Here is a 15,803-nt window from a genome sequence, read left to right on the forward strand (position 1 = left end):
GCAGATCTCACGCCCGCGCGCCGCCGGAGACGGTCACCAGCGGCCCGCGCCCGCTATTGCCGGACGAACCCGTTACCAGGTTGGCAGCGGCGGGCGGCTTCTCGGCTTCGGGCTGGCTGCGTGCATCCATCACCGTGCCGCGCGGATTGCCGCGCTGCGACGGGTTCCGCATCAGGCTGGATCGGCCCTCGGTTCCGGAAACCCGGCTCTGGGCCTTCCAGGCATCGCCGGTGACGCGCTCGTGGATTTGCGCTTCGCCGCTGAGGCGTTGCGCCTTCGCGATTTTGGTCAGGTCGATCCGGGCCTGGTCACCCTGCGCATCGGCATCGCGCGGGGTGCCGCGCCGGGCACCCGGCGCGAAATCGTGGTGGCGGAACTCCGGCGTGCCGGTGATCAGCCCCCCGGCCTTGTTGCCGGGGCCGGTGATGCGATCGACTGCACTGTAGGCGGTTCCGGTGACGGAGCCGCTATCGCCGCGGGCACGATCGGAGTCCCAGGCGACCCGGGCAGGCGAGCGGATGCTGAAATCGGTCGGCGCCGCCGGCTTGTCGGGCTCGGGCGGACGTTGACGGGAGAGAAAGCGATTTGCCGTGTCGGGGCGCGTCGCGCAGGAGGATGCCATGTTGTCGGCACCGATATAGGGCGCGCCGGTCACGGTCAGGCAGGTGCCGCGCTCGTCGCCGGTCATGGTGCTGCCGCCCGCGCCGGGGCGGTCGCCGCTGACCATGGTCGCGGGGATGCTCGCCCGGTCGCGCACCCGGGCCGACTGGGCCTGGAGGCTCTCGGGGGCGCAGAACGTCTGGTACTGGCCGCGCCCGATATAGGACGAGCCGCTGATCGGCGAGCAGGCGCCGTATTCATCGCCGGTGACCTGCTCGGACCGCCCGAAGGCGCTGCCGGTCACCTGCTTGCCGTTGAGGGTGAGGTCGACGCCGACCTTGCTCACGGGTTTGATCCGGGGTGCGTTGGGACCACACAGCGCTGCCGACTGGTCGGCGCTGAAATAGTCGGTTCCGGTGACGGGGCTGCACCGACCTGCCTCGTCACCGGACATTTTTGGGCTTGAGGCGGTCTCCGTCCCGCTCATGCCCGCGCCACCTCTGGTTTCGATCCGCGCCACCTTGCGCGGACCGCCGGTGTTACAGAGGGCGCCGAAATCCTTGGCGTTGAAATACTGGTTGCCGGTGACGGCGCGGCATGAACCGGCTTCATCGCCTGTTACGTGGTGGGACCGCCCGACATCGCTGCCGGTCATCGTCTGGCCGCCGGGGGTGGACATCACGCTCATCCGGCGCGCGGGTGCAGGCACCTCGCTGCGACAGAAATCCTTGAAATGTTCGGCGGACAGATACTGGCTGCCCGTTACGTTGCGGCATGAGCCCGGTTCGTCCCCGGTGACTTTGGAGTCGCGCCCCACGGTGGTGCCGGTGAGAGGCAGCGCCGCGTGGGTGTGGGTCATGCCGACCTTGGGCGGCGCGGTATCGGCGGAGAGGCGACCGTAGGACGTGCCGGTGATCGCGCGGTCCGCGCCCATTTCGCCGCCGGTGACCTGCGAGGGCCGACCGACGAGGGTGCCGCTGATGGTCTTGCCCTTGGGGGTCGCTTCGCTCACGACCTTGACGGGCCCGGCTGATGGGCGGGTCGGGCAGAATTTGTCGTACATATTGGCGGGCAGGTAGTCGATGCCGGTGACGGCGCGGCAGGCGCCGGCCTCGTTGCCGGTCATCGAGCGGGCGTAGCCGATCTCGGTGCCCGTGACGGTCAGATCCCGTGCCGTCTGGCTCGAACGGACCTTCAACGGCCCGGGCTCGACCTTGATGTCGCAGATTTCGCCGTACTGCTCGAAGCCGATATATTCGGTGCCGGTGATCGTGCGGCACGAACCCGGCTCGTTGCCGGTGACTTTGCGGCTGCGCTCGACCATGGTGCCGGTGACGGCGGTGCCCGACAGGGTGTGGGCTTCCTCGACCTTCGGTGGCGTTTCCATGAAGGCGGGACGGACGCGCACATGCGCGCTGGGGCGGGTGGTGGCGCGGTTGGTGTTGCAGGTGCCCATCAGGGCGCGAACCTTGCGGTGCTGCATCGCGACCTGACGCCCGCTTGCGCCTTTGGTGATGGCCATCTGCCAGTCCTGCCCGGGCAGGGAGGCGGCGATTCGGGTGGCTTGCTCGACGCGCTTGATCCCGGATTTGCCGTCCTGGGAAAGGGCGACGCGGCGGGCACGGGCGAGTGCCTTGCCGACCGGCTGGACCTCGCGGCGCGGCGCGTCGTTCGAGGTGTGCGTGATGGAGGGATCGGCGTGGCCGGCTGAATGCCCTGCCGGGGTCTGGCACGCGCAGGTTTGGGCGTCATTTTTGGAGGATGGGGTCGCGCAGCCGCAATCATGTGCGGCGGCTGCGGCCTGCCCGGGACGCGATGGCACCGGTTTGGTCCGGCCGTGACGGGCCGGCTCGGCGTTCTGCGGCTTCGCGGCACCGGTCAGGGCGGACTTGCCCATCCGGCTCAACGCCTGCCGCCGCTCCAGCGCCGCGCGTTTCGGCGCGACGGGCGGAGCGGAAGCCGGCTGGTGTTGCGGTGTGCCTGCGGCATGACTGCCGGGCCGGATGTGGGCGCTGGGCATCGAGGCTGACCGGGTCGCCGTGGTCGCGGCTCTGGCAGGCGAGACGAACGTTGCGGTCGCCAGCTTGTTGAGTCCCGCCTTGCCATGTTGTGTCATGGCCTGGCGGCGCATCAAGGCGATTTCACGTCCCGAAAGGGTCGCGCCTGCTGGTTTATGGGCGGCTGTCATGGCAATCACCTCGACGTTTCATGTCTTCGTAGCAGCGTCGTTCATCGTGGACCGGTATCGGCCCGATCAGCGATAGACGACGAACGAAAGTCCCTGGCTCTGGGCATAGTTGTCGTAGGCGACGTAGCGAACCAGGTGATCCGGATAGGCGCGGTGGCAGGCTTCGATTTCGGCCATGACGGCGTCGACCGATTGCTCGCCGAACAACGGCAGTTTCCACATGTACCAGTAGCTGACATGGGCGGGGGTGCCGCGCTCGGTGTGCTCGACGGCGGGATTCCAGCCCTGGGCGATCGTGTAGGCCACCTGGCGGCGCACCTGTTCCGGGGTCATCGGCGGGAGGTAGGAGAAGGTCTCGTATTTCAGTGAGGAATTGTAGGCTTGAACGGACATGATGATATTCCTTGTAAAGCTGGCCTTCTGAAGCTGGCCTTGTAAAGCTGAAAGGAGGACCAGCCGGCACCGATCGAACGAACGATGCCGGCAAGCGGCGACTATCGGTTGGTGACGTCGAGCTTGTCCACCGTGTCGAATTCGAACTTGATTTCTTTCCAGGTTTCCATGGCGATCTTGAGCTCGGGAGAATGCGCGGCGGCGGCGGTGAGAATGTCCTTGCCTTCGCGTTCCAGATCACGCCCTTCGTTGCGCGCCTGAACGCAGGCTTCGACCGCGACGCGGTTGGCGTGCGCGCCGCCGGCATTGCCCCAGGGGTGGCCGAGGGTGCCGCCGCCGAACTGCAGGACCGAATCGTCGCCGAAGATGGTGACCAGCGAGGGCATGTGCCACACGTGGATACCGCCCGAGGCGACCGCGAAGGCGCCCGGCATCGATCCCCAATCCTGATCGAAGAAGATGCCGCGCGAGCGGTCTTCCGCGACGAAGGATTCACGCAGCAGGTCGATCCAGCCGAGCGTCGAGGCGCGATCGCCTTCGAGCTTGCCGACCACGGTGCCGGTGTGCAGGTGATCGCCGCCGGAGAGACGCAGGATTTTCGTCAGCACCCGGAAATGGATGCCGTGGTGGGGATTGCGGTCGACCACGGCATGCATCGCGCGATGGATGTGCAGAAGAATGCCGTTGTTGCGGCACCAGTTGGCAAGACCGGTATTGGCGGTGAAGCCGCCGGTGATGTAGTCGTGCATGATGATCGGCGCGCCGATTTCCTTGGCGTATTCGGCACGCTTGTACATTTCCTCGGGCGTCGGCGCGGTCACGTTCAGGTAGTGACCCTTGCGCTCGCCGGTCTCTGCTTCGGATTTGTGGATTGCTTCCATCACGAAATCGAAACGCTCGCGCCAGCGCATGAAGGGCTGGCTGTTGACGTTTTCGTCGTCCTTGGTGAAGTCGAGGCCGCCGCGCAGGGCTTCGTAGACCGCGCGGCCATAATTTTTGGCGGACAGGCCGAGCTTCGGCTTGATCGTGCAGCCCAGCATCGGACGGCCGTATTTGTTGAGCTTGTCGCGCTCGACCTGAATGCCGCACGGCGGACCGCCGCAGGTTTTCACGTAGGCGATCGGGAATCGCACGTCCTCGAGCCGCAGGGCGCGCACGGCCTTGAAGCCGAACACGTTGCCCACCAGCGAGGTGAACACGTTGACCACCGAACCTTCTTCGAACAGATCGATCGGGTAGGCGATGAAGGCATAGAAACAGGTATCGTCGCCCGGCACGTCTTCGATGCGGTAGGAGCGGCCCTTGTAATAATCGAGGTCGGTCAGCAGGTCGGTCCACACCGTGGTCCATGTGCCGGTCGAGGATTCCGCCGCGACCGCCGCTGCGGCTTCTTCACGATCGACACCGGCCTGCGGGGTGATTTTGAAGCAGGCCAGGATATCCGTATCGAGTGGCGTGTAGTCCGGTGTCCAATACGTGTGTCGGTATTCCTTGACCCCCGCACTGTATTTCTTTCCGCTCATTTCAATCTCCCTATGATAGCAAAAACATTGTTAAACGCGACGATGGGCCTGCCGGCTTTGACAGGCCACGGCGAACATCTTAGGCGACGTACCTTCAGAAACATGGATGGGTGAACACGCGACGGACCGTTTTCTCTCAACCTGGGGCGGGGCAGACTTTTGTTTTTTGAGTAACCTGATCGCCTCATACAGGGTAAAGATGATCATGGAAAATATGGAATTCTTATGCGAGTAATCACTTTTTATGAATACTGAGCCCAAGTCCCGCATCAAGACCCCTCGCCGACGCAATTTCACCCTGCGCCAGCTCAAGCTGTTCGAAGCCGTCGCGCGCACCGGCAGTTTTACCCGCACTGCCGAAGAACTCCATCTGACCCAGCCCGCCGTCTCCAACCAGATCAAGCAGCTCGAAGACCAGATCGGGACCTCACTCATCCCCTCATTACGTAGCCGGCATGGAATTGCCGAATATGCCGCTGCTGCGCAGCATTTCCGTGAACCGCCGCATCAGGGGCAGTAGCCGGTGCTTCGGCATGTTCGGGATCAATTCATAGAGCATGCACCCCTGACGGAACAACGAGTGTGAGCGGGTCTTCGAAGTGTTGGACTTGAGCTGTCGATCCATTCCCAGGCTCTCGCCTGCCGTCCCGAGCATGGTCAGCAGCGCCATCGCAAACGCGCTGATGAGCAGCAGCCGATCGCGCCGCTCTGGTTCGGCGATGCGGATCTCAGCCATCCCCATCCCAAAACGCAAATCCTTGACGTCCCTGAAGCTGGGTTCGATCGTCCAGCGCCGGGAATATTGCTTGATCAATGTCCCTGCAGACGCCACGGCGTCACTGCTCGCCAGGCACCACGGCTCCTTCATGTCACGCGCATGTACGCACACCACGGCACCGACCTGATAGGCGTGCGAGGCGGTGACGCGCGCACCACGCAGTTTGCGCGCCCGGCCCGATTTGCCGACCCAGTCCGCCGCGGTTCGCGTCTCGCCTGCGGCATCGGTGACATGGATGTTGCCGCGGAAGCGAATGATATAGGCAAAGCCAAGCTCCGTAAGATACGCGAACAGCTTGTGGTCACCGAAGCCGCGGTCGGCCAGGATGGTCACGCGGCAGCCGGGCGGGACAACCTCCGACAGGCGGCGCAGGCAAGTATCCTCGATGGCGTTGCGCTGATCTTTCAATTCCTCTTTCCACATCGACAGCCACAACAGAGGCATCGCCCGGCCATGCTTGCTCACCAGGTTGAGCGCCAACGTTGCCTGATCGTCGCCGTCGAAATCCGTCCAGTCCATGGCAACGACGATGTCGGTCTGCGAACCCACCAGATGCGGTACCCAACGGGCGAAGCTTTCCCAGACGTCGATACTCTCGTTACTGAGCATGCGATCAACCTGCTTGATCGCGTGCTTGGTCACCAGCCCGCGCGCCTGTGCCAACGCCTGACCGATCATCGCGACGGCGAGCGACGCGCCGGTCATCACGCCCAGTGTCGCAGCAGACAGGGAGTCAACGCGTTTGGCGTGGAGATCGTGGGCATACAACTCGTCAATGAATGCGCGGATGTCCTTCAACCGCCCACCATCACGCTTTTTCGATGCTGCAATTCCCATGATCCACCCTCATCCATGCATTCCAACGCTTGGTAGAGAATCGCAGCGAATCGGCGCAATACCTGGACCTATGGAAAATGGGGGGATTCCTGAGGATCGGGACTCCTTTGTTCGAGCATATCGGCCGCAAGATTTCGCCCACCGAGGTCGGGCGGGAACTGGTGGCGTTCAGCCGCGACATTTCCCAGCGCATCGATGAATTCGAGAATCTTCTCGATGATATCAAGGGTTTGCACCACGGGGTCCTCAATGTCGCGGTGGTCAGCACGGCGGAATATTTCTCGCCTTATCTGCTGGCGCGGTTCTGCTCCCACCACCCCGGCATCACCGTCAACCTCGATGTGACCAACCGCGACGCGGTGCTGAAACAACTGGCCGACAACGCGCCGGATATGGCGATCATGGGCGTCCCTCCCGATGGTGCGAACCTCGTCGCCCAGTCATTCATGCCCAATCCGCTGGTCGTGGTCGCCGCGCCGGATCATGCGCTGGCCACGATGAAGGACGTGCCGATCGAGCGGGTGGTCAGGGAACGGTTCATCATCCGCGAACCCGGTTCCGGCACGCGGGACGCATTTGAGCGATTCCTGATGAAAAGCGGATGGCGCCTGCAGAATTCGATGGAAATGAGCAGCAACGAGGCGATCAAGCACGCGGTGATGGCCGGGCTCGGCCTCGGCGTCGTATCACTTCACACGCTGGAAATGGAATTGAAGCTGGGCCGACTCGCCATTGTCGACCTCGTCGACTTCCCGCTCGAACGCCATTGGTATCTGGTTCATCGTCAGGGCAAACGCTTCAGCGTCGCCGCCCAGTCGCTCAAGACGTTCATCCTCACCGAAGCCGCGCAGGCGGTGCTGCCCGCCTTGCCGGGCCGCAAAACCAGGGCGAAGGCAAAACGCTGAATGTCGCCGGTTCATTCATGTCACTGAATGGTCACGCAAAAAATTATTAATTTTATTTTTTTTCGTTCTCGCATATAGGACGGGCAGCTTCCGATCCGGCATCCGCCCACACAATCAAAATCCGCGCGATATGAGGTCAACAACGAACCGCTTGCACTGATATCAAAAAAGTCAAGGGCAAATAATAAATATGGAACGTCTGGTCTTTCTACTGATTATCCTCCCCCTGATTTCAGCGGGCATTGTCGGGTTCGGTCAATTCGGCCGTCGCTCGGCGGCAATAAGCATTGGCTTCAACGTCGCGGTTTTCGCGATCGCGCTGTTCCTGCTCGCCGCCAGCCTCGATGGCGTGCCGAACGGCGTGCTGCACCTCAACCCGGTATGGGGCAGCGTTCAGTTCGATCCGCTGGCCGTGCTGATGGCGGCGGTGATTTCGGGAATCGGTCTGATCGTCCATGTCTATTCCCGCCGCTATATGGCTGAGGAATCGGGTTATGCGCGTTTTTTTGCCTTGCTCGATCTCATGGTGGTGTGCCTGCTGCTGATGGTCTGCGCCGCCGATCTGCTTACCTTGGTCATTGCCTGGAACCTCATCGGCCTCGTGCTGTTCTGGCTGCTCGATCATCGACTTGCCAGCCCATCGGCCTATCGCTACGGGTTCTGGACCTTCATCACCTACCGTTTCGGCGATCTGCCTCTGGTCCTCGCCGCGCTCATCCTGCACCGGCTCTACGGTTCGTGGTCGATGGCGGTGGTCTTCGCGAAGGTCGCCGCCGACCCGACCATGACCCTTGCCGGCGGGCTGCCGGTGGCCGAAACCGTCGCGGCGCTGGTGGCTCTGTCCGCGTTTGCCCGCTCCGCGCAGTTCCTGCTCCATAACTGGCTGCCCTACACGATGGACGGGCCCACCCCGGTTTCGGCGCTGATGCATGCCGGTATCGTCAATGCCGGGGCCTTCATCATCAACCGTTTCGCGCCCGTCTTCGTCGCCGCCGGTGTGGTTCTGCATTGGGTTTTCGTGGTCGGTCTGGTCACCGCGATTGCCGGTTCGCTGCTGATGCTCGCGCAGAACGACATCAAGAAATCACTGGGCTATTCCACGATGGGCCAGATGGGCTTCATGATCATGGAATGCGGTGTCGGCGCGTTTTCCCTCGCGATCTTTCATCTGATCGCGCACGGACTGTTCAAGGCGACGCTGTTCCTCAGTTCCGGCAGTGCCATCAACCAGGCCCGCGCGGATGACGGCGTGCCGAAGAGCGAGTTGTATACCTTCGTCGTCGAACGCCGCCCCACCGCCTATCGCCAGCCCTGGCAATTGATGGCGCTGATCACGCTGGCGGTGCCCGCCGGCATCCTGCTGATCGCGCACTGGCTGGTCGGCGCCGGAATCCTCGCCGAGCAGGGGGCGATCGTGCTGCTGTTCTTCGGCTGGATCACCGGCGCGCAGTTGCTGTTCTCGATCCATCGGATGGATTCGGAAAACCCGTGGCGGATGGTCAGCCTCGCGGTCATTTCGCTCGTGGTGATCGTGCTGGGATACACCTTCATCAGCCACGCGTTCGACCTGTTCCTTTACCCGGATGCCGCGTTCCGCCGCGCGATTTTCAGCGCCGCCGCGATCAGCCCGGTCGCGTTCGACGGTGTCGTCGTCCTTGTGACACTCGTCATCGTCGCGGGGTGGATTCTTGCCTACCGTGCCACCCATCAGGACAAGGAAAGCGATGATCGCACCACGCGATCCTGGCTGATCTACTACGCTCTGATCTCGCGGGAGTTCTATATCGCCGATCTGTACGCCGCCGCCTCACGCGGCGTGCTCAGCGCCTCCCGTCGGGTCAATCTGTGGCTGCGGTGGGTGTGAGATGTCACTGATCGCCGCCCTGCCTGCCGCGGTTTTCCTGCCGCTGTTTCCTCTCAGTGCGCTCTTCGTTCTGCTGTTCTGCCGGGTCCGCGACCTGAGCCTCCGCGCTTTGGCCATCCTGCTCTGGCCGCAGATCGGCCTGATGCTCGCGAGTTTTGCCGCGCCATCGCCGGCACTGCGGATCTGGGCGCTGCTCACCGCCCTGTTATACGCCTGGCGTGCATTGAGCGTGCAGGAACTCGACCGCTGGATCGCCTTCATCGCGGTCTCGGCTTGGTCGCTGCTGTGGGTCGGCTGGGGGGCGCGGTATGATCTGGCGGGCATGCGTCTGCTGGGTCTGGAATTCTCGCTCAGCCTTCTCGCGCCGATGCTGGTCAATGCGCTGCTCGGGCGCCGGGTCGGCGTCGCTTATGCCGGATTGAACCACGGCCTGCCCGACGTCGCGCCACGACTCGCGGGCTTCCTGGTCGTCGGCGTGTTGGCCGCCGTCGCCACGCCGCCATTTCCGTCCTTCTTTGCCGTTCTCGGCATTCTTCACACCGCTGCCCCCGGCATGGCGGTGGGGATTTGCGCGGTCTGGCTGCTCTGGTCATGGACGGCGCTTCGCCTGCTCGAAGGGTTCATTACCAGAAGGTGGACATTGCCCCGCCGGATCGCCGATCTCGAACGCGCCACGAGCATGGCCCTTGCGCTTTTTTTCCTGGTCATCTGCGTGCTGGCGCTGGGGCTCAGCAATGCGAGCCTTGCCGCCCTATGATCAGGAGTCGATGACCGAAATGGGACAGGATGAACCATGACCCTACCTCTGGCCGATACTCTCAAACTGCGCGCCATGGTCTATGTCGCCGGCGAGCCGATCGCGTTTTTCTGGCCGATGCGCAATTTCATCCATCACAACCCGCTTCATGGTCTCGAAGGCCTCGCTTTCGAGGACGCCGTCGCGCGGGGTGAAACTCTGTTCCACGCGCGCGGTTTTCTCAAGCGGCGCGAATATCAGCGATACGTGGCCGAAGGGGCGATCGATGATGAGGAACTCCGCCGCCAGATCCGCACGTTCGTAGCGAGCCACGATCTGCCGCCCGGGATCGATTGGGAGCGGGCCTTCCACCGCCTGCTTACCGGCGTTGCCGACCCCATCGCTCTCCCGGTCGAGATCGCGACGCCCGCCTGCATTCGGTCCGCGCTGCGGGGCGACGCCATTGCCGATACCCTGGTCGATAAATGGACCCTGATCGGCCGGATGCAGGCGCAACTGGGTGGCGACACGCCGCTATGCGAGGCGATCGATGCGCTCTACGGCACCCAGATCAGCGCAACCCTCGACGATCTGCTGATCAAGAGCTGCCTCGATTTTTTTGACGAAGGCCAGTCGACCATGGCGATGCCCGGGCGCGAGCAGGGGTTCTTCCGGGCCTGGAGCCGTCTCTCGCGGCACAATCTCAAGATGTTCCTGCGCGGCCTGCACATCGACAAGGTTCTCCAGGGCATCGAGACCCCGGAAGGCATGATTGCGCGCGCCATGCGCGCTCAGGGCGTGCCGGAGGAACACTGGGTCGGCAATTTCACTCGCGAACTGGCGCGCCTGCACGGCTGGGCCGGCTTCATCCGCTGGCGTCAGAACGCAAGGAACTATTACTGGGCGCAGCAATACCCTGCCGATCTGGTCGATTTTCTGGCGGTGCGCGAAGCTCTGGTGCTTGCGCTCCTGAAGGAGGAGCATCAGCCCGGGATGCCGGCCACCGCGCCTGAACTCGCGACGATGCTCGATCAGCGCCCCTACGAGGTGTTTCTTCGCCTGCAATACCATTCCGGCAACGTGCTGCCCGAACTCGCGCATCGCATTCACGACACCATTCTGCGCGGCGACACGCCGGACATCCGGCGGCTGTTCGACCGGTACACCCGGCTTCTGCGGGCGGACGAAGCGCAGCGATCCGCCGGCGCGTTGAAAACCTGGGGCGATGCCGCCGGGATCACGCCGGCCCTTCAAAATCTTGATGAACCCGCCTTCTCCAAGCTGCTCACCGCGCTGCGCGCGTTCGAAGCCGGGGAGGGGATGATCTGGCTGCGCGCGATGGAATCCCACGCGATCGGGCAATTCGGCCGGGGCATCGACACCGGCAGCCCCAAACCGCGGGAGAAGCGCCCGTTCGCGCAGGCGCTGTTCTGTATCGATACCCGCTCCGAGCGCATCCGCCGTCATTTCGAGACCATCGGCGATTACCAGACCTTCGGCATCGCGGGGTTTTTCGGCGTGCCGATCAGCCTGCTCGAACTCGGCAAAGGTAACGAGGCGCATCTCTGCCCGGCCATTGTCACGCCGCGCAACCTCGTGCTGGAAATGCACGTGAGCGAGCCGATGGATGAGACGGTCGCGGGTGTTCTCGCCGAGGCGCTGCACGAGTTGAAGAACTCCATTCTGACGCCGTTTGCGACCGTCGAAGCGATCGGGCTGCTGTTCGGGTTCGACCTGATCGGCAAGACGATGGCGCCGGTTGCGTATCAGCGCTGGCGCGGCAAGTTGTTCGCCGACCCGGCGCCCACGCGGCTGCTGCTGGACAAGCTCAGCCGTGAACAGGCCGATTCGATCCTGCGTGCGGTGCAGCGGGAAATCATCGTCAAGGCGATCCAGCACGAGCTCGGCCTGCCGCCCGAACGCATCCCCGATGAAATCGTGCGCGATCTGCGTGAAGCCGCGTTGCGCCGTCTCGACCCTGACCAGGCCCTCGCTGTTAGCCTCGGGCTCGATCCGCCCGGCCTCGACGCCTTCATCGAGCGTCTGCGCCGCGCCTACCGGATCAACCGCCAGTTCAGCCGGCTTCAGCTCGAACGCCTCGGCCGGATCGGGTTCACGCTCGGCGAACAGGCCCATTTCGTCGGTCAGGCGCTGCGCTCGATCGGGCTGACCGAAGGGTTTTCGCGCTTCGTCCTGCTCGTCGGCCATGCCAGCGTGTCGGACAACAACCCCTATGAGTCGGCGTTGGACTGCGGGGCCTGCGGCGGTGCCAGCGGCAGCCACAATGCCCGCGTCCTCGCGCAGATGGCCAACAAGGTCGATGTCCGCCGTCGCCTGCGCGAACAGGGCATCGACATTCCCGAAGACGTCGTTTTCATCGGTGCCCTGCACAACACGGTCACCGATGATATCACCCTGACCGATCGCGAACTCATTCCGCCAGCCCACCTGCTTTACCTCGATCGTCTCAACAAGGGGTTGACCGCCGCGAGCCGTCTCTGCGCCCAGGAACGCATCGCCACCCTCCTGCCCGAGACGGCGAAGCGGCCCGGCACCGGCGCGGCGCGGCGCATGGCCCTGCGCAACGCGGTCGACTGGTCGCAGGTACGCCCCGAATGGGGTCTCTCGCGCAACACTTACTTCATCATCGGCCGGCGCCACCTGACCCAGAAGCTGAAATTCGACGGTCGCGCGTTCCTTCACTCCTATGACTGGCGGATCGATCCGAAACGGCGGCTGCTGGAATCGATCATCACGGGTCCGTTGGTGGTCGGGCAATGGATCAACATGGAGCATTATTTTTCCGCGGTCGATAACGAAGCCTATGGCAGCGGCAGCAAAGTCTATCATAACGTGGCCGGGCGCTTCGGGGTTATGACCGGTAATCTGGGCGATCTGCGCACCGGCCTGCCGGCGCAGACCGTCCTGCGTGATGGCCGCCCCTATCACGACCCGATCCGGCTGATTGCGGTGATCGACGCACCCGTCGCGCATGCCCGCGCCGCCGTGGAGGGCGTTGTGGCGGTGAGGCGGCTGGTCCAGAATGGGTGGATCCGCCTGCTCATCGTCGATACCGAGGGTGATCTCCTCAGCCTTTACCTCGAAGGCGGCGAATGGCGCGACCAGAGGCTCGACACCAGAACAATTCAATCTCTCGCAACCGGGGAACCGATCACGGCATGAACAATTTCCAGCTCAGCACCCTGAAGAAACTCGAAATCATCCTCGAGGGCGAACACCTCGCCTTCGCGACCGACCTGCTCGACCGGGCGAACGTCAAAGGCTACACCATCGTCAATCACCTCTCGGGCAAAGGCAGTCACGGCTTCCACGAGGGTCACGTGATGTTCAATGAAGACTCCGTCCTCGTCATGCTGATCACCGCGGTTCCCGAGGAACTGGTTCAGCCCCTCATCGAAGGGTTCAATCCGTTCTTCAGCCAGCACTCCGGCGTCATTTTCATCTCGGACATCCAGGTGAGCCGCCTGATCAAGTTCAAGGATTAGACTGATCTCGAAACGTCGTCGCTACTGCCGTCGCGGTGCCCGCAGCAGCACCAGCGCCATCAGCGCGGCACCGACGCACAGATAGGCCGAGAGGCGGAGGGCGTTGTCGAGGCTCCAGGTTTCGGCGACGATATGGGCCTGATGGTCGAGCAAAGCGATGACGCTGTCGTGCGAGAGGCCGTGGTGCTGCATCCGGTCGATCCAGGCCTGGGTGGCGGCGTGGGGCATGTCGCCGCGCATGTTGTCCTGGATATGGGCGGTTTCGCGCTGCCATAGCGTGGTCAGCAAGGTCACGCCGAGATTGGCGCTGGAGACCCGGATGAAGTTCGACGTGGTGGAGGCGATCGCGAGTTCTTCGGGTGCCGCGTCCGACAGGACGATCATGGTGAGGGGCACGAACAGCATGCCGACCGCGATACCCTGGATCAGTTCGCTGATGACGGTTGCGCTCAGCCCGACTTCGGGGTCGAAGAAGGCGAGCGCATAGGCGCTGGCGTAGATCAGGAAGCAGAAGACGGCGAGCAGGCGCAGGCTGAATAATTTCGTCAACCGGCTCATCATCGCCGCCATCGGGATGGCGGTCGCGGCGAGCGGGACCAGCAGCACGCCGCCCCACCAGCCGTTATAGCCGAGGTCGGTTTCCGACCAGAGCGGCAGGATCGAACTCCAGCCCACGAAGATCGACCAGCCGAGGCAGAGGAGCAGCAGGCCGAAGCCGAAATTGCGCCGGGCGAGGTAGCGCAGTTGGAGCAGCGGCACCGGTTCGAACAATTCCCAGATCACGAACAGCACGAGAAGCACGGCGGCGAGCAGGGCGACGTGGCTGATGAAGACCGAGCGGAACCAGCCGAATTGTTCGCCCTGGTCGAGCACGATCTGCAGGGCGATCAGCCCCGGCCAGAGCAGGATCAGGCCGACGATGTCGAATTTGGGCGGGCGGGATGTCGGTTTGTCGGCGGGGAGCGAGATCTGGACCAAGGCGACCGCGACGGCGCACATCGGGATCGCGAGCCAGAAGATATCGAGCCATGAGTAGTTGGTCGCGAGCCAGCCGCCGAATGCCGGGCCGAGGAAGAACGGGATCAGCATGATGTTGCTCCAGAGCGCGGTTGCCAGCGTCTGGTGGCGTTTGGGGTAGTTGGTCAGCAGCAGGGTCTGGACCAGCGGGACGAGGATGCCCGCCGAGATCCCCTGGATCGATCGTGCGATCAGCATCAGCATGAGCGATTTGACCACGATCGCCATGAAGCAGCTTGCGGCGAGGGTGATCATCGCGAGGATGAACAAGCGTTTGAGGCCGAATTTTTTGGAGAACCACGGCATCAACGCGATGCCGAGCGCCCAGTGGACGAGGAAATACGTGAGGGTCCAGAGTGCATGATCGCTGCTGGTCGCGAGCGTGCCGGCGACGTAGGGGTAGATGCTCTGAAGCGCACCGCCGGTAAAGGAGCCCATGCCGAGGCCGAGGCCGAGGCCGAAGGTCATTGGCACCAGCGCGACTTTGGCGGGCCCTCCGGCGCTGCGCGCTGGTCGGTCGGCGATCGATGAGGCAGACATGCTGGCATAATCGCCGATCATGCGACGCCTGCATAGGCAGGGCCGCATGATCGGTCAGGATATCACTTATGCAGGCGCGACCCCTCGACGGCGCGAATCGTCATGGATGCTGGCCACCGGGGCCACCGGGGCCACCGGGGCCACCGGGGCCGCCTTGGGGACCGCCTTGGGGACCACCATGTCCTTGTGGACCATGACCTTGTGGCCCGTGTCCCTGAGGCCCATGCCCTTGGGGCCCACGCCCCTGCGGGCCGGGTCCTTGCGGTCCGTGTCCCTGGGGTCCGCCCCGGGGTGGTCCACCCTGCGGACCGTGTCCCTGCGGACCGCCATGCTGGAATCCGCCTTGGGGACCGTGCATCGGCCCATGTTGCATCGGACCATGCTGGTAGCCGCCATGCGGACCTGGATGTCCGCCGGGGGGCACGAAGGCCGGACGCCAGTGCGGAATCGGGCCACCCGGACGATAATGCGGCGCACCGGGGTAGCGGCCGGGCCGTCCGATCCGCAGACCGGAGAAGAACCTGTCGGGCGGCGGCGGCGGGGGAGCGCCGTAGGGCGGGCGCGGCGGGCGGGGAATGCCGGGCGGCGGCGGCGGCGGCGGCGCATAGTAATACTGGTAATATTGCGAAGGGTAATAATACCACATGATATATTGTGCGTAGAGAGACTGCGAATAGTAGCGGCGATAATAGGGCGGCGGTGCCCAGTACCCGACATTGTAGCCCGGGGAGCCGAAACTGAAGTTCAATGAAATGCTCTGAGCCGAGGCCTGCGGCACCGGCCCGGCAATGCCTGCCAGAACGGAGCCCGCGAGCGCGATGCTGCCAAGCCAGATCACGCGGCGCGAAAGACGATTATTGGGCATCGGCGTTATCCTTACGGTTATTCGATCGTTACATGGTCAGCCGATATCATG

General features: G+C 63.6%; 12 protein-coding genes. 6 read left to right on the top strand and 6 right to left on the bottom strand.

All coding sequences use genetic code 11. The features are described from left to right. Positions 1 to 7: 7 nt before the first annotated feature. The 3 genes from SIL87_RS05055 to SIL87_RS05065 form a co-directional block, all read right to left on the bottom strand. Entirely contained in the window at positions 8 to 2,788 is a 2,781-nt protein-coding gene (locus SIL87_RS05055) for a CsoS2 family carboxysome shell protein (protein WP_319613115.1), read from the bottom strand. A gap of 66 nt (positions 2,789 to 2,854) precedes the next feature. Then, the gene (locus tag SIL87_RS05060; RefSeq protein WP_319613116.1) at positions 2,855 to 3,181 is read right to left on the bottom strand and encodes a ribulose bisphosphate carboxylase small subunit; all 327 of its coding nucleotides are present in this window, start codon (positions 3,179 to 3,181) and stop codon (positions 2,855 to 2,857) included. Between the two features lie 101 nt (positions 3,182 to 3,282). Next, complete coding sequence (locus SIL87_RS05065; RefSeq protein WP_319613117.1) at positions 3,283 to 4,704, bottom strand: form I ribulose bisphosphate carboxylase large subunit; 1,422 nt, start codon at positions 4,702 to 4,704, stop codon at positions 3,283 to 3,285. A 244-nt stretch (positions 4,705 to 4,948) separates the two neighbouring features. Between SIL87_RS05065 and SIL87_RS05070 the strand changes: the two genes are divergently transcribed. Beyond that, a complete protein-coding gene (locus tag SIL87_RS05070) occupies positions 4,949 to 5,224 on the top strand; it encodes a LysR family transcriptional regulator (protein ID WP_319613118.1) in 276 nt (91 codons plus the stop codon). On the opposite strand, the gene SIL87_RS05075 is transcribed toward SIL87_RS05070, so the two are convergent. Then, entirely contained in the window at positions 5,147 to 6,319 is a 1,173-nt protein-coding gene (locus SIL87_RS05075; protein WP_319612376.1) for an IS4 family transposase, read from the bottom strand. The two genes, SIL87_RS05070 and SIL87_RS05075, sit on opposite strands and share 78 nt — an antisense overlap. 107 nt (positions 6,320 to 6,426) lie before the next feature. Here SIL87_RS05075 and SIL87_RS05080 point away from each other — a divergent pair, with 107 nt between their 5' ends. The 5 genes from SIL87_RS05080 (at position 6,427) to SIL87_RS05100 (ending at position 13,330) form a co-directional block, all read left to right on the top strand. Beyond that, entirely contained in the window at positions 6,427 to 7,224 is a 798-nt protein-coding gene (locus SIL87_RS05080) for a LysR substrate-binding domain-containing protein (RefSeq protein WP_319613119.1), read from the top strand. A gap of 190 nt (positions 7,225 to 7,414) precedes the next feature. Beyond that, positions 7,415 to 9,088: an NADH-quinone oxidoreductase subunit 5 family protein gene (locus SIL87_RS05085; RefSeq protein WP_319613120.1), complete on the top strand. Its 1,674-nt coding sequence runs from the start codon at positions 7,415 to 7,417 to the stop codon at positions 9,086 to 9,088. Between the two features lies 1 nt (position 9,089). After that, positions 9,090 to 9,845, top strand: a complete 756-nt coding sequence (locus SIL87_RS05090) for a hypothetical protein (protein ID WP_319613121.1) — start codon at positions 9,090 to 9,092, stop codon at positions 9,843 to 9,845. A 36-nt stretch (positions 9,846 to 9,881) separates the two neighbouring features. Then, on the top strand, positions 9,882 to 13,007 hold the full coding sequence (locus SIL87_RS05095; protein ID WP_319613122.1) for a putative inorganic carbon transporter subunit DabA: 3,126 nt from the start codon (positions 9,882 to 9,884) through the stop codon (positions 13,005 to 13,007). Further along, entirely contained in the window at positions 13,004 to 13,330 is a 327-nt protein-coding gene (locus SIL87_RS05100; protein WP_319613123.1) for a P-II family nitrogen regulator, read from the top strand. The genes SIL87_RS05095 and SIL87_RS05100 overlap by 4 nt, the downstream gene beginning before the upstream one ends. Positions 13,331 to 13,351: 21 nt before the next feature. Here the strand turns inward: SIL87_RS05100 and SIL87_RS05105 are convergent, their stop codons facing one another. Both SIL87_RS05105 and SIL87_RS05110 read right to left on the bottom strand, forming a co-directional pair. Continuing rightward, entirely contained in the window at positions 13,352 to 14,908 is a 1,557-nt protein-coding gene (locus SIL87_RS05105; protein WP_319613124.1) for a DHA2 family efflux MFS transporter permease subunit, read from the bottom strand. A 79-nt stretch (positions 14,909 to 14,987) separates the two neighbouring features. Continuing rightward, positions 14,988 to 15,752, bottom strand: coding sequence for a hypothetical protein (locus tag SIL87_RS05110; protein ID WP_319613125.1), 765 nt, complete (start codon positions 15,750 to 15,752; stop codon positions 14,988 to 14,990). Positions 15,753 to 15,803: the final 51 nt, after the last annotated feature.

This window comes from Acidiphilium acidophilum, from assembly GCF_033842475.1.
In the GTDB taxonomy this organism is placed as follows: domain Bacteria; phylum Pseudomonadota; class Alphaproteobacteria; order Acetobacterales; family Acetobacteraceae; genus Acidiphilium; species Acidiphilium acidophilum.